The organism is Polyangiaceae bacterium (genome assembly GCA_020633205.1).
In the GTDB taxonomy this organism is placed as follows: domain Bacteria; phylum Myxococcota_A; class Polyangia; order Polyangiales; family Polyangiaceae; genus JAHBVY01.
On the sequence record JACKEB010000020.1, the window covers coordinates 1 to 14354 of the forward strand.

At 65.1% G+C, this 14354-nt stretch carries 13 protein-coding genes; 8 read left to right on the forward strand and 5 right to left on the reverse strand.

Going from position 1 to position 14354, the window contains the following annotated elements:
• The first annotated feature begins 116 nt into the window (after positions 1-116).
• From sucC to H6718_31270, 6 genes are all read left to right on the forward strand, one after another.
• Entirely contained in the window at positions 117-1316 is a 1200-nt protein-coding gene (sucC, locus tag H6718_31245; GenBank protein ID MCB9589932.1) for an ADP-forming succinate--CoA ligase subunit beta, read from the forward strand.
• 20 nt (positions 1317-1336) lie between these two features.
• Positions 1337-2230: a succinate--CoA ligase subunit alpha gene (gene sucD / locus H6718_31250; GenBank protein MCB9589933.1), complete on the forward strand. Its 894-nt coding sequence runs from the start codon at positions 1337-1339 to the stop codon at positions 2228-2230.
• Positions 2231-2798: 568 nt separating this feature from the next.
• A complete protein-coding gene (locus H6718_31255) occupies positions 2799-3755 on the forward strand; it encodes a sigma-70 family RNA polymerase sigma factor (GenBank protein ID MCB9589934.1) in 957 nt (318 codons plus the stop codon).
• 52 nt (positions 3756-3807) lie between these two features.
• On the forward strand, positions 3808-4440 hold the full coding sequence (locus tag H6718_31260; protein MCB9589935.1) for an RNA polymerase sigma factor: 633 nt from the start codon (positions 3808-3810) through the stop codon (positions 4438-4440).
• Entirely contained in the window at positions 4437-5489 is a 1053-nt protein-coding gene (locus H6718_31265) for a tetratricopeptide repeat protein (protein ID MCB9589936.1), read from the forward strand. Before H6718_31260 ends, H6718_31265 begins: the two co-directional genes overlap by 4 nt.
• Positions 5486-6610 carry a hypothetical protein gene (locus tag H6718_31270; protein ID MCB9589937.1) on the forward strand — a complete coding sequence of 375 codons (1125 nt, stop codon included), beginning with the start codon at positions 5486-5488 and terminating at the stop codon, positions 6608-6610. Before H6718_31265 ends, H6718_31270 begins: the two co-directional genes overlap by 4 nt.
• Positions 6611-6638: 28 nt before the next feature.
• Here the strand turns inward: H6718_31270 and H6718_31275 are convergent, their stop codons facing one another.
• Positions 6639-7397, reverse strand: coding sequence for an SDR family NAD(P)-dependent oxidoreductase (locus tag H6718_31275; protein ID MCB9589938.1), 759 nt, complete (start codon positions 7395-7397; stop codon positions 6639-6641).
• A gap of 127 nt (positions 7398-7524) precedes the next feature.
• Between H6718_31275 and H6718_31280 the strand changes: the two genes are divergently transcribed.
• The gene (locus tag H6718_31280) at positions 7525-8529 is read left to right on the forward strand and encodes a serine/threonine protein kinase (GenBank protein ID MCB9589939.1); all 1005 of its coding nucleotides are present in this window, start codon (positions 7525-7527) and stop codon (positions 8527-8529) included.
• 38 nt (positions 8530-8567) lie between these two features.
• Here the strand turns inward: H6718_31280 and H6718_31285 are convergent, their stop codons facing one another.
• From H6718_31285 to H6718_31300, 4 genes are read right to left on the reverse strand one after another with little or no spacing between them, the layout of a single operon-like run.
• A complete protein-coding gene (locus H6718_31285) occupies positions 8568-9440 on the reverse strand; it encodes a hypothetical protein (protein ID MCB9589940.1) in 873 nt (290 codons plus the stop codon).
• Positions 9437-10492: a hypothetical protein gene (locus H6718_31290; protein MCB9589941.1), complete on the reverse strand. Its 1056-nt coding sequence runs from the start codon at positions 10490-10492 to the stop codon at positions 9437-9439. The genes H6718_31285 and H6718_31290 overlap by 4 nt, the downstream gene beginning before the upstream one ends.
• A 59-nt stretch (positions 10493-10551) precedes the next feature.
• Positions 10552-11982, reverse strand: a complete 1431-nt coding sequence (locus H6718_31295) for a serine/threonine protein kinase (GenBank protein ID MCB9589942.1) — start codon at positions 11980-11982, stop codon at positions 10552-10554.
• Between the two features lie 52 nt (positions 11983-12034).
• Entirely contained in the window at positions 12035-13411 is a 1377-nt protein-coding gene (locus tag H6718_31300; GenBank protein ID MCB9589943.1) for a cystathionine beta-synthase, read from the reverse strand.
• A 280-nt stretch (positions 13412-13691) separates the two neighbouring features.
• On the opposite strand from H6718_31300, the gene H6718_31305 reads away from it, so the two are divergent.
• A complete protein-coding gene (locus H6718_31305; GenBank protein MCB9589944.1) occupies positions 13692-14276 on the forward strand; it encodes a CoA pyrophosphatase in 585 nt (194 codons plus the stop codon).
• The last annotated feature ends 78 nt before the right edge of the window (positions 14277-14354 follow it).

The following is a 14354-nucleotide window of genomic DNA, read 5'->3' on the forward strand; positions in this document are numbered from 1 at the left end:
GCGGCGGCCCGGCCTCAGCCGTCTCCAAGAGTTTGGTTCCCGAGGGAAATATCCCCGGGACGCAGAGTGCAAAAGCCCCTGATTCGAAGGCAAGTGTCCCAGCGAAAGGCTGAGCGATGAAGATTCACGAGTATCAAGGCAAGCAGATTTTTGCGAAGTACGGCATCCCGATCCCCCAGGGCGTGCCCTGCTTCAGCGTCGACGAGGTCGAGGCGGCAGCGAAGAAGCTGATCGACGAGACCAAGATCCCGGTGGTGGTGGTCAAGGCGCAAATTCACGCCGGTGGCCGCGGCAAGGGTGGCGGCGTCAAGGTGGTCAAGGACGGCCCCGCTGCCGCACGGAAAGTCGGCGAGCAGCTGCTTGGCATGCAGCTGGTGACTCACCAGACAGGCCCCGAGGGCCAGAAGGTGCGCCGCCTGTACGTCGAGCAAGGCCTCGACATCAAGCGCGAGCTGTACCTGGCGCTCGTCGTCGACCGCGCCGCGCGTCGCATCGCGGTCATGGCGTCGACCGAAGGCGGCATGGACATCGAGGAGGTCGCTGCGCACACGCCGGAGAAGATCATCACCGTCCACGTCGATCCGCTGATCGGCCTCGGTGCCTTCCAGGCCCGCCAGATCGCTTACGGCCTGAAGATTGGCGAGGGCAGCCCCGACCCCAAGAAGACGGTCAAGCAGTTCTGCGCGATCGTGACGGCGATGGCCAAGCTGTTCGAGAAGGAAGACTGTTCGCTCTGCGAGGTGAACCCCCTCGTGGTCACCGGCACTGGCGACGTGGTCGCGCTCGACTCCAAGATCAACTTCGACTCCAACGCCGAGGCTCGCCACAAGGAGTGGGCGGAGCTCGAGGACAAGGACGAAGAGGATCCGGTCGAGCTCGAGGCCAAGGAAGCCGGCCTCTCCTACGTGTCCCTCGACGGCAACATCGGCTGCCTGGTGAACGGCGCCGGCCTCGCGATGAGCACGATGGACATCATCAAGTACTACGGCGGTGAGCCCGCGAACTTCCTGGACGTCGGTGGCGGCGCCAACAAGGAGCAGGTCACCAAGGCGTTCAAGATGATCCTCTCGAGCGACAAGGTGAAGGGGATCTTCGTCAACATCTTCGGCGGCATCATGAAGTGCGATGTGATCGCTGAAGGCGTCGTCGCGGCGACCAAGGAGCTCGGGCTCACCGTGCCCCTCGTCGTGCGCCTCGAAGGCACCAACGTCGACCAGGGCAAGAAAATCCTCAAGGAAAGTGGGCTGAAGATCGAACCCGCCGACAGCATGGCTGACGGCGCGCAGAAGATCGTCGAGCTCGCGAAGCAGGCCTGAAGGACCAAGGGAGAAACACCATGAGCGTTTTGATTGGTAAAGACACCAAGGTCCTGGTTCAGGGCATCACCGGCAGCGCCGGTTCCTTTCACTCTCGTCAGTGCATCGCCTACGGCACGCAAATCGTGGCCGGCTGCACCCCCGGTCGCGGTGGCGAGAAGTTCGAGGCTGAGGACGCCAACGGCAAGAAGGTCGACGTCCCCGTCTACGACACCGTGAGTGAAGCGGTGAAGGCAACGGGCGCGACCGTGAGCTGCATCTTCGTGCCGCCGCTCGGCGCCGCGGACGCAATCCTCGAGGCAATCGACGCGGGCTGCGAGCTGGTGATTCCGATCACCGAAGGCGTGCCCGTGATGGACATGATCCGCGTGCGTCGCAAGCTCGAGGGCTCCAAGACCGTGATGGTCGGCCCCAACTGCCCCGGCGTGATCACTCCGGGCGCTTGCAAGATCGGCATCATGCCTGGGCACATTCACATGCCCGGCAAGATCGGCGTGGTCAGCCGCTCCGGCACGCTGACCTACGAGGCCGTCGGGCAGCTCACCCACCTCGGCCTCGGGCAGAGCACGGCCATCGGCATCGGCGGTGACCCCGTCGGTGGCATGGACTTCATCGACTGCTTGAAGTTGTTCAACGACGACCCCGGCACCGAAGCGGTGATGATGATGGGCGAGATCGGTGGCAACGCCGAAGAGAACGCTGCCGCGTGGATCAAGGCCAACATGAAGAAGCCCGTCGCGGCCTTCATCGCGGGTACCTCGGCTCCTCCCGGAAAGCGCATGGGGCACGCCGGCGCGATCATCAGCGGTGGCAAGGGCACAGCCAGCGACAAGATCGCCGCGCTCGAGGCCGCCGGAGTGAAGGTCGCTCCCACCCCCGCGGAAATGGGTGTGACGCTCAAGAGCCTGCTCTGAGCTAGCGGCTAGCCGCGCCCTCTAATCCGCCTCGAGGCGTCGTCAATCCCCGCTCACGAACATTGTGAGCAAAAAAGGGAGGGACGGCGCCTCGCGACTTTTTGTAGTTCACGAGCGCCCGCGTGCGTTTCCGAGCTGTAACAAAGCTCGACTCACGAACAGCGAACTCAGCGAAGAAACGCGGGACTCGCGAAGTACTCCGCGTCCGGGTTTGGGGGTGAGGGCGCCCCGTATTCAGCTGAGGGTTCCAACGCAACACTACTTAATACTTCTACGAATAAGCCCTTCACAGCGCTTCCCGATGCTTCGCTGCATGAGCTCACGCGCCACCTCTGCAGCCCAAAACCCCTCACATTCTGCCAGCGCGCTCCCAGCTGTGGGCGAAGCAAGCAGCCCAGCCGCCAGCCGCAGCGCGTCCTCACGTGCACTCAAGAACTCGAGTCGCTTTGGAGGTCATTCACTGTGGAAAAAAGCGAGCACCCAGTCGCTTGGACAATCGACGCTGAGTGAGGAAAAAGCGTCGGGTCGTCGTGACCCGGATCCCGACGCTCAGCCTACTAGAGCGGGGATGGCAGCCTCCTTCCCCGCATCGCGAGCAATCGTGCGTTTCAGCGATGATTCTTGGTCGTCTGCAGAGTCGAACGACGACGTGCACGACCGCAATATCAAATCCGTTCGCTCGTTGAACACGAAGGGCTCCAGCGGGAACCAGGCAAGTACCGTGGACCGAATGGAAGAGCTCGAGCTGTGCCGCGCTTGGCGCGACCGTCAAGATGTCGCCGCTCGCAACCGACTGGTCGAGTCGCACCTGGATGCGGTGCGCGCGTTAGCGCACAAGTACGCTTCTGGCCGCGCTCCCCTCGACGACTTGGTGGCGGTGGGGCGCATCGGTCTCTTGCGTGCGTGCGAGACGTTCGATCCTGAGCGGGGCTTGCGCTTCATGACCTACGCGAGCTTCTGGGTCCGCGCGGAGATGCTCAGCTTCGTCTGGCACAATCGCTCGTTGGTTCCAGCCGGGCGCAGCAAGCTTCAACGGCGGTTGCATCCGCTGCGCCACGAGCGCGAGCGCATGATTCAGGAGTCTGGCGATCGCGACGCCGTGGATGAAGCACTGGCCGATCGGGCTGGCGTCAGCGTGGAGCAGTTCCGGCGTGGGATGTCCGAATGGAATCGTCGCGACGTCGCGCTCGATGAGCCGATCGCAACCGGTGGACAAACCACGCGTCTCGATGAGCTGTCTGACGACGCTCCCGACTCGGAGGTGCTGCTGCTGTCGCGGGAAGTCTGCGACGTACGTCGGGACGTGGTCGCCGCGGCCCTGGAGTCCCTCGACGAGCGCGAACGCTTCATCGTCGAGAGCCACCTGATGGCGGGACCAGAGGAAGAGCTCTCATTGAGCGAGCTCGGGCAGGCTCTCGGCGTCTCCCGGGAACGTGTCCGGCAGCTGGAGCTGCGCGCGAAGCGCAAGATCAAGAGCCAGCTGAAGCGCACTCCGTACGAGGTTGAGCTACTCTTGGTCTCCTGAGTCCACAGTGTCCTGAGTCCACAGTGTCCTGAGTCAACAGTCTCCTGATCCGATGCCCACTCCCCCCAAAGCCCGACAGCACTCAAGCAGCGAGGGTGCGCTGGCGCGCAGCACCCGCGAGCCTGAACTGGTTGAGCGCGCCGTTGCTGGCGAGCTCGACGCGATCACGGAGCTGTTGCGCGATCTGGGCCCGCTCGTGGCCCGCACGGTGCGCGTCATACTCGGCAATCAGCATGCGGACGCGGACGATGTCGTGCAGCAGTCTTTCGTCGCGCTGATCCGCAGCCTTCCACAATACCGCGCGGAATCAAACTTGGCGACGTACACGAGTCGCATCACCACGCGCACCGCGCTGGCTGCTCGACGCAGGGAGCGGCGTCGCGCCGAGGTCCACGAGAGCTACGCCCTGGCGCAGCCAGAGCAGCTGGTGTCGCCGCGGGAAGAGGTGGCCTCACACATCCACGCCCTGCTCGATGAGCTGGTCGAGGAACAGGCGGAGACGCTGGCGCTGCGCACGGTGCTGGGTTTCAGCATCGACGAGATAGCCGAGGCGATGGAGGTCCCGCGCAACACCGTGAAGAGCCGCCTGCGCCTGGCAAAGGCGGCGCTCCGAGAGCGACTCTGGGACCAACAGCGCGCTGACTCTGAGCAGCCGGGCGCCGCGGATGCTGGAGGTGAAGCATGAGCACCCCGCGCCGTTTTCCGCAGGACGGGTCTCTGCGCTGCCTGGGGCCCCAGGGCAACATCACGGAGCTGCATCCCGAAGAGCTCTTCGACAAGCGGGCCCAGAACCAGCTGAGCCGTGACGAGGAGCGCGTCCTCGAAGCTCACCTGGAGCGCTGCGCTGCTTGCCGCGCGGAACGAGAGGCGCGGGAGCACTTTCAGCAAGCTCTGACCGTCGACCACGGCGCGCTCGAGCTAGCGCTCGGTGGCGCGCTGGGGCGCATCGCCGAAGAGCGCGCGCGGGCGCCGGAGAGCCCGTCGCCGCCCGCTCCTTCCAAGCCCCCGGTCCGGCGTCCCACTGGTGGCAAGCGCAAGCGTGCCGGCGCAGTGTTGGCTGGAGTGCTGTTGATCGCCGGAGCCGCGGCGGCGCTTGGCAGTGTCGGTGGCTGGAGGCAAGCGGAGAGCGACGTGGAGCCAGCCAGGCCGGTCGTCGCCGCTTCCACCACGCAGGCACCCCCGCCCAAACAGCAGCGCGCGGAGCCCTCGGTGCTCGGAACGAGAGCCCTTGCGGTGGCAACCCCCCAGAGCCCAGCGGCGCCCGCTCCCATTGCCGCAGGGCAATCCAGCGGAGCAGGCCCGAAGCGCGCAGCGAGCAGCCTTCCTGTGCGTCCGGTGCCCGTGGGCGCTCCAAGCGCCGGCGCGCTCTTTCGCAAAGCCAACTCAGCGCGCAGCCAAGGGCGGTTGGAGCGGGCGGAAGCTCTCTACGGGGAATTGATCCAGCGCTACCCCCAGGCTCGGGAATCCGAGGCGGCGCGCGCCCTGCTCGCTCAGCTCGCGCTGGATCACGGCAGCCCTCAGCAGGCTCTGTCAGCCTACGACGCATACATGCGGCACGGTGATGAGCCGCCCGCGCTGCGTGAAGAGGCGCTGGTGGGGCGGGCGCGAGCGCTGCAAGCCATGTCCGACGCAAAGCGTGAGCGCCAGGCCTGGCGCGAGCTGCTGCGGCGCTTCCCGAAGTCTGCTGCTGCCGGTGAAGCCCGTCAGCGCTTGCGAGCGCTGAGCGATCCATGAGCCTGTCCGCACGGCTCGACGCCGCGTTCGCCCGACGCGGGTCGGAGTCGAGCGCCGAGCGGTTGCGACGCCGACTCATTCAGATCCTTACGGCAACGTTCTTTGCGATCATCACGTTGCCAGCCTGGGGAGCAGGCTCCATCGCTGTGCGCGTCGGTGGCAGCGCGGAGCAGGCATTGGCGCTGCATCGCACGTTGACAGCACAGCTGCGGCTTCAGGTGCGGAGCAAGCGCGTCAACGCGCAGGAACTCGCAGAGGCCGCTAGCAGCGGCGGGGGCGGCGAGCTCACGGTGTGGGTCGACCTCGGTGACGCGAAGTCCACTCGGGTGATTTTCACCAAGGGCGGAGAAGTAATCGCCGAGCGTGAAATCACGCGCAACGGCGCGACGGACGACGTCCATTTCGAGGAGCTCGCGCTGGCGATTCGGAGCAGCGTGGAAGCCTTGAACGCGCAAGAGCCAGCGCCAGCCCTGAGCGCTGACCCCGCGGAAACGCCTGCCGAGCCAAAGGCAGAGGTCGCGGTCGCCAGCGCTCAGGAGCCAAGGCTCACACCCGCCAGTGACGCCCGACGGACTGATCAGATCCGCGATAGCTCACCCTCCCCCCCAAGAAACACGCGAACGCCTTACAGGTTGGACTTCGAACCGACCTATGCCGCCACGACGTATGCCCGCGATCCGAACGTGTTGTTTGGGCTCGGACTAGGCTTCGAGGGTGTCGCGCAGAACCTCGCAGCAAACCCTGGCGTTCGCCTGTCGACGGACACCACGGTCGCCTTCGAATTCACTGACTCTCGCCCGCGAGTCGCTCACCTGAGGACCCTGTTTACCCTCGGCATCGAGCAGTGGCTGCCGGCGCGCTGGGGTCTTGGGATCACCGCAGAGCGCGTGATCCTCGACAGCGGCGACCGACGCACCGAGTCCCAGTCCCTGCTGGGGACGTTGATGGGAGAGTTCAGGTTGGTGCTTGGCGACCGCGTCGACGGGGTGCTCGGTACACTGCTCGACGTGCAGCTGGGGGAGCCTCGGGTGATCCGAGATGACGGGGTGGCCCTGGAGCGCCACCGCTTTCGGGTCAGCGCCTACCTCGGCGTCGCAATAACCGCCGCCGGCGAGCGCTAGCTCGCACTCAGATATTCCGCGCGGCAATTCATTGGTACTGTTCATCCATCGAGCGCCCCAACGTCTCCACTGCGCGGCGGCGCCCCAGCACCCGACTGAGCAACGAGACCACCATGCGGTTGCTTCTTCCCACGACGTGGCTCGGCCCACTGCCCAGCGCGTCGAGCGCCTCCTTCGCGACGTCTGCCGGTTCCATGACCGGGGGGGAGAGGACCCCTGCGTGCTTCGGCTTGGTCTTCTCGTAACCTGGGGTGCGCGTGGCCCCCGCGCACGCCGCCAATACGTCCACACCGTCGCGCTTCAGCTCGTGCCATAGCGACTCCGCGAGCACGAGGTCGAAGGCCTTGGTTGCGGCGTAGCTAGCGACTCGTGGTGTGCCTTGGAGGGCCGCGAGCGAGCTCATCAGGAGCAACCCACCTCGCCCACGGCGCGAGAGTCGCGGGGCCAACCAGTCGCAAAAGATCAGCGCTCCGCGGGCGTTCACGTCGACCGTCCGCAGCTTGGACTCCAAGCTCTGCTCATTGAACAACGTCACCTCGGAGAAGGCCGCGTTGTAGATCCCGAGCCCGACGTCGACGTCCGCCAGCTGTTCACTCAACTGAGCCTGGGCATCGACATCGGCGAGATCGACCACGTAGGGACGAACCTGTACGGGAAAGCGTTGCGCGAGCTGAGCGGCGACCTTCAGCAGCGGCTGCTCGCGCTCCGCGATGAGCACCAAGTTACAGCCACGCCGCGCAAGCTCGCTGGCGAACGCCGCGCCAATCCCTTCGGAACCTCCAGCCACGAGCGCCCACGGCCCGTATGTTTCCGAAAACCGCCTGTTCCTGTTGAGCATCGAGTGGATCAAATCTCTCGCGGCCATGGTCGGGATCTAGCGTTTTTTTGCCCTGCGCTCTAGGAAGCAGGATCTCGTGTCTGGTCCCCTCACAGGCTCTCCCCTCGACTCGAGCTACCACGTCGAAGCGTTGCTCGGTCGCGGGAGCATGGGCAACGTCTACCTGGCGCGGGAGATCAAGAGCGGGCTGGAAGTCGCAATCAAGGTCGCACGCCACGCGACAGGCGAAGCGCGCGAACGCTTCCGCCGGGAGGTCGACGTCTCTGCAAAAGTGACGCATCCAAACGTGGTCGAAATACTCGACTACGGCGAGGCCCGCCTGCACGAGGAAGATGGCGTGCCCTACCTCGTGATGGAACGCTTGCGCGGAGAGACGCTCGGCGAGCACTTCCAGCGACCTGAACTCTATCACGACGCGGCAGCCCACGTTCGCTACACCCTCGGCATCGTGCGCCAGGCCGCGCTGGGACTTGCAGCTGCCCACGCAGAGGGCATCGTTCACCGTGACGTGAAGCCCGACAATTTATTTCTGTGCGGCAATGCAGGCAGCCCAACCGTCAAGCTGTTCGACTTCGGACTCGCGAAGCTGGCTGACGAGCCACCGCTCTCGCGCGGCATGGTCGCGGGCACCATCGAGTACATGGCGCCGGAGCAGGTATTGACGGAAGATGCCGATGCGCGCGCTGACGTGTATGCACTCGGCGTGGTCATGTTCAGGCTGCTGACAAGAGAGCTGCCATTCGATGAGGCCCTCAAGACGGAGCTCTTGGCGCACCAGCTGTTGTCTCCCGCGCCGCCGCCTTCGTGGCTACTCGAGGCGATCCCACCGTCGATCGAGCGCATCGTGCTCTCGGCGCTGCGCAAGCACCCGGACAATCGTTACCCAAGCATGACCGCGCTGATCGCCGACATCGATCGCGCGCTCGAGGGCCGCGACGATGAAGTACGCGGCGTCGAGCTCAAGCATCGACCTGATGGCTACACCCCAGTCACCCCGCTCGGAGAGCGCGCCCTGGAGCGCTTGAGAGATATTCAGAGTCGCCCGTCCCATCCCCCACCGTCACGGCCTGATGCGACCTAGCTCCAGAGGGCGTGAAGCATATCCTCGAGGATACGCCTTCAGCTGCCGCAAGGGCCGTCGTGGTACCAGAGTTCGATGTTGTCGAAATCGGCCGTCGTCGTTTCGGCCATCGTGTCGGCAGTGATCGAGATCTGGACGAACGGCGAGGTCCCCAACGACTCGTTCAGTGAAAACTCCACGGAACCGCTCTCCCAGCCTGAGGTAATGGCGAGAGGTTGAACCTGGAACGCGCCGGAGCCAACATAGAGCGTAGCGCCCGCGCCCAGCAGGATGCCCGAAACGAGTCGACCATAGCCTCGTAAGGTCCAACACGAGGTCGTGCCCAGCGGAGGTGGCGTGAAGAAACCACGGGCGCCGTGGATCGCGCCGCCTGAGCTGCGATCACTCAAGCGCAGCGCGTTTGCACCGTGACACCCGGCAACCTTCTCGTAGCTACCGTTTGGCGGGTGATTGTCTCCGTTGTTCCACGACGCAGGAAGTGACGTGCTCCAATTCTCAAACGAGCCGTTGAACGAGATCCTAACCCAAGGAGCACTCAGAGCGGCGAACGTGCAGGTATCCGTAGTTCCGCCGGTCCCAGCGGCGCCCGCCGCAGCTCCAGTGCCAGCCGCCGCTCCGGTACCAGCAGCCGCTCCGACACCGCCAGCGCCGACCCCTGCTGCGCCACCGTTCGGGTTGCCGCCGCTGCTCATCCCCGCGGAACCGGCAGCTGCCCCTGAAGAGCCGCCTAGACCACCAGCGCCTCCGCCGGCGTTCCCCCCCGACGACATCGTTCCGCCGGCACCGCCTGAAACCGGACTCGAACGCTGCTCGGCTTCATCTAGACCGAACAGCTGGGTACACGCGACGCCTCCCAGCGCGACCACGCATGCGCACGCGCCGACGCGCAAGACGGCATCAGCCCGCCTCATAGCGCCCCCCCGATGCCAAGCCAGGCGCCTTGGGGCCCCACTGCCGCGCTCGGCCTCAGACGTGCCGTCTGACGCACCACTGAGGCGCTGGCGCTACCAGGCGTTATCAAATACAGCAGCACGCCGACGGCGGTCACCGCCATCCCACCCGCAAAGACGTAGGTCGCCACGTTACCCAAATTCCTCGCGGAATTTACATCGCCAGGTGAATCGCACACCAGGCTGCCGTCGATGGTCTCACAGTTTCCATCCTCGACGGCGGCGTCGTAGTTGCCCTTCGCGATCAGCCCAAGCACCCCGGAGGTCACGATCCCGGCGATACCCACGCCCCCGACGACATAGGCGAGGGTATGGTCTGGTGGAGCGGTGTGCCCGCCGTCCCGAGGCCCTGCGCCCTGGTCATGGGGCAGCCCCGCGGTCGGCGGGCCAGGCTCGGGTGCCGCTGGCTCGACGGCAGTCGCCGCAACCGGCGCGAGCGCAGGGATCTCAACCTCGACGAGCTCGCCTTCCGCTACCTCCACCACAGCAGAAAACGCCTCGAAGCCGGGCGCGGAAGCCTCGACGGTGACCTTGCCGGGATCGACGGGCACCACCTGGCTCATTAGCGTCAGCGGTAGCTCGACGCCATTTTTCCTCACGGATAATCCATCGACTTGCTTGAACCCAGCAGCGAAGCCCACCCGAAGCTTTGGTAGCCTGGGCTCGAGCTCAGCCACGCGCTGGCTCGCGGTGCGTTCGCGCTCCGCCTGACCTGCACGCTGAGCCTTGGCGATGACTTCCTTGTATGTGGCCCAAGCACTCGCGAGCCGACCCTGCTTGGCGTAGCAATCAGCCAGCATCAGGATCCCGCCAACGGCCTTGCGCTGCGACAACTCGGTCGCGCTCTCGAACTGCTTGCAGGCGGCCGCGAGATCGCCGGCCTGCATGAGCTTCACGCCTTCGGCGAACGCAGCCTCTGCGGCAGCACGCTCGGCAGCACCTTCAGCACGGGCACCAGAGGCACCCGCAAACAACGAAATGCCCAGTAGGCAGGCAAGCAGACGACTCTCCAACGTCCGTGTGGTGTAACCCAGGCAGCCCAGGTTGCCTAGAAACGGCGTTAGACCGCCGTTCAGTACAGCGTGGGCGGTTTCGCCTGCTCTGGGGGTTGCGGCTTCGCGCGGACGCTGGTCGCCGGCAAGGGATTCGCTGGGCGCTTCGCGGTCAACGCGGTGCTGGTGCTGGGCGAAGCGCTGGGCGCCGCAGAAACCGACGCTGCGGCCGAACTGCTCACGGGCGCCTCGACGGATGCGGCTTCGGTAGAGACCGAGAGGGAAGTTGGGGCGCCAGCGCTCGCGGGCGGCTCCGCAGCCACCTCGGGTTTCGAAAAGGCTCCGAGTCCCAAAGCCAGCCCCAGCCCTGAAACGGCGACCGCACCGAGAGCACCGATCCACCAGGTTTTCCGTGAGGTTTCTTTGGCGGGTGAGGGCGCGGCGCGCGTGGCCAGCTCCGTGGACTGACCAAGAGAAACCGCATCCCGTGAGATCGGCTGCTCCGTCTCGGTATCCCCAAGTACCCGTGGCTCGGCGGTCTCACCTGAGCGCAGGTCGAGCGTGTCTTGAAACGCGGCGCTGTGGACCCTGGCCCGGGGTTTCGTTTCTGCAGCCAAGCCTGCGTCAACAGCGCAAGCAAGCAGCGCCGTGAGCAACTCACCCGCGTCTCGGTAGCGGTCCTGGGGCTTGAGCGAGACCGCGCGCTCTAGCACCGGCGCGAAGGCACCAACATCGACTCCGTGTGCGGACGCGCTCGGGCGATTCCCATCGATCACCCGCATGCGGGGGTCTTCTCCGTCGTACGCAGGCATGCCCGTGACCAGCTCGATGAACAACAGGCCGAGGGCGTGTACGTCCGTCCACGGTCCCGTACGACCACCGACGACTTGCTCGGGTGCCGCGTAGGCGGGGGTGTACGGACTCGCTCCAGAGGTCGTCTGCGTGCGTCCTGTGCCGGGCTCGACGTCAACTTGAATTGCCTTGGCGACTCCAAAGTCGATGAGCTTCGGCACCCAGCTCCCATCCTCAGGGTGGGTGTCGAGCATCACGTTGCCCGGCTTGATGTCTCGGTGCACTACACCGAGCCGATGCGCGTGAGCCACGGCACGCACCAGCGGTTCGACGAGCTGCCAAGCTACGGCGAGCCCAACGCCGCCATGATCTTCGATGAAGTCCCGCAGGCTGAGCCCCTGGCAAAGCTCCATCACGAAGTAGGGGCGCAGCACACCATCGACCTCGACCACACCGAGGTCGATGGCCGTGACGATGTTGGGGTGACGCAGCCGAGTGAGCGTTCGCGCTTCCTCGAGGAAATCATCTAGGCGCCTCGCGTGCTGCTCTACACTCAAGTTGGCGGGCAGGTTCAGCACCTTCACCGCCACCTGCGACTCGAGGGCGATGTGGGTCGCCGCGAAGACCCTTCCGGAGCCTCCCTCCCCCAACTCTCGCTCCAAACGGTAACGACCGTCGAGCAACTTGTTGAGTAGGGAGGCGCCGGGATCTATCGCCACGCTGGCATCTTTAGCATGTGCGGGCCGTCGGGCCTACGATTTGGAAGCCTGGCTAGCGAGGCTGCTGCCGTGATTCCTGCAGCCGAGTCCGGTTCGCCAGGAAGTCGATCAGGTCCATCTTGGTCAACACAGCGAGCACGTGTCGCTCGTCGTCCACCACGATGGCCACCTCGCCGCGCTCGAAGATCTCCTGCAGCGTTGCAGCGGAGTCATGCGCGGAAACGGTGGAGACCCGCCGCACCATCACCTCGGCGATCGACGAATCCTGCTTCCGCCCCTGCACCAACTGCGAGAGCAAATCCGTTTCCGTGATGATCCCGGTTAGCACGCCGTCAGAGGTGCAGGGCATTTGCGAGATCCCGTGACGCTTGAACAGCTCCACCGCATCACCGAGGGAGCGGTCATCGGGCACCGTGATGACGGTCTGAGGCGGCCGACTCCTCACCATCTCGGCGATGGTACCCATCTCCCAGTCAGCGTGAGCAAAGCCGTGCTGGCGCATCCATCCGTCATCTACGAACTTGGTCAAGTAGTTGCGAATGCTGTCGGGGAGGATCACGCATACGCGGGAGCCTTCGGGTAACTCGCGACACACCTGCAGAGCGGCCCAAACCGCTGCTCCTGAAGAACCGCCGCACAATAGCCCTTCCGTGCGGATCAACTGACGCGCAACGCGGAAGGAGTCGCGATCGTTCGACTTGATCCAGCGATCGACCAGCGAGCGATCGAGCACATCGGGAATGAAGTCGTAGCCGATGCCCTCGACCTTGTAGGAGCGGATCTCGCCGGGGCCCGCCAGGATCGAGCCCTCGGGGTCGACACCGATGATCTTGCAGCCGGGGATCTCCTGCTTGATCACGCGAGCGATACCCGTGATCGTTCCTCCGGTGCCGGCCGTGGCGACCAGCGCGTCCAGCTTGCCCCCGCACTGCTCGATGATTTCCCGCCCGGTGCCTTCGACGTGAGCGAGCGGATTGTCCTCGTTGGAGTACTGATCAAGGATATGGGAGTTCGGGATCACCTCGCGCAGACGCTTGGCGACACCGATATGACTCTCGGGAGAGTCCCAGGCCGCTTCCGTGGGGGTACGAATGATTTCGGCCCCGAGCGCCTCGAGCACCACCTGCTTCTCCCGACTCATCTTCTCGGGCATGGTGATGATCATGCGATAGCCACGCACCGCAGCGGCCATCGCCAGGCCGATGCCGGTGTTGCCACTGGTTGGCTCGATCAAGGTGTCTCCGGGCTTGATGCGGCCGGATTTCTCAGCTTCGAGCAGCATGCGCACGCCGATGCGATCCTTGACGGAACCACCGGGATTCATGAACTCGAGTTTGCCCAAGAGCTCGCAAGGCAAGTTGTGGGCGATCCTCGAGAGCTTCACCATCGGGGTGCCCCCAACCGCATCCAGAATCGACTCGTGCACCATTTTGACTGTGTCTCCTACGCGCAGCGCGCGGCTCGGTTGCCGCCTGGGGAAGCCAACTCGTGGCAACCTGAGGCTCGCGTCGTAACTACTGCCCTGGGGAGGAAACGGCAATCCAACAACGCGCACGAGTGCAGGTCTGTGCTTCGCAGCCGCAACATCTTTCAGCTGAGCTTTTCGCCCCGCGTCATGCGCGCCCCCCAGCGTCGCAGCTGTGCAACACTCCTCAGCCTTGCCCGTGTCCCACCTCGTCGCCAACCGTGGAGCCCCGTGGCTCGACCCAATCCGTAGTCGTCTCCAGCGTTTCGAGCGCCACACGATCGAGAATCCCGAGCTGCGACCCGCAGCGGTCGCGTTCACCCTGGTCAAGGAGGCCGCCGGACCGGCCTTCATCTTGACCCAGCGGGCCCGCGAACTTTCACACCATCCCGGGCAGTTCGCCCTGCCCGGAGGTCGGATGGATCCTGGCGAAACTCCCATGCTCGCGGCGCGCCGAGAGCTCGCGGAAGAGGTGGGCCTGCAGCTCTCGGGTGAGCAGGTGCTCGGGTGTCTCGACGACTTCGAGACGCGCTCGGGCTTTCGCATGACCCCGGTCGTGCTGTGGGGGGGCGAGGCGCCCGCGTTGACTGCCGCGCCGGCGGAGGTCGGGGCGATCCATCGCATTCCGTTGGCGATGCTCGAACGCGACGATCTGATCGATCTGTGGCCGATCCCCGAGAGCGATCGGCCAGTGCTCTCGATGCGCCTAGGAGAATTGAGGATCTTTGCGCCGACCGCTGCGCTCATCTATCAATTTCGCGAGGTCGCGCTTTTCGACCGCGAGACGCGGGTGGCTCACTACGAGCAACCAGTGTTCGCCTGGAGCTAGTGTCCCGCCGCGTGATTCGTTCAGCGAATCACAGATTCGCCTCAGTAGTGTCCTTGGCCGCGCGAAGGAGTAGCCTCG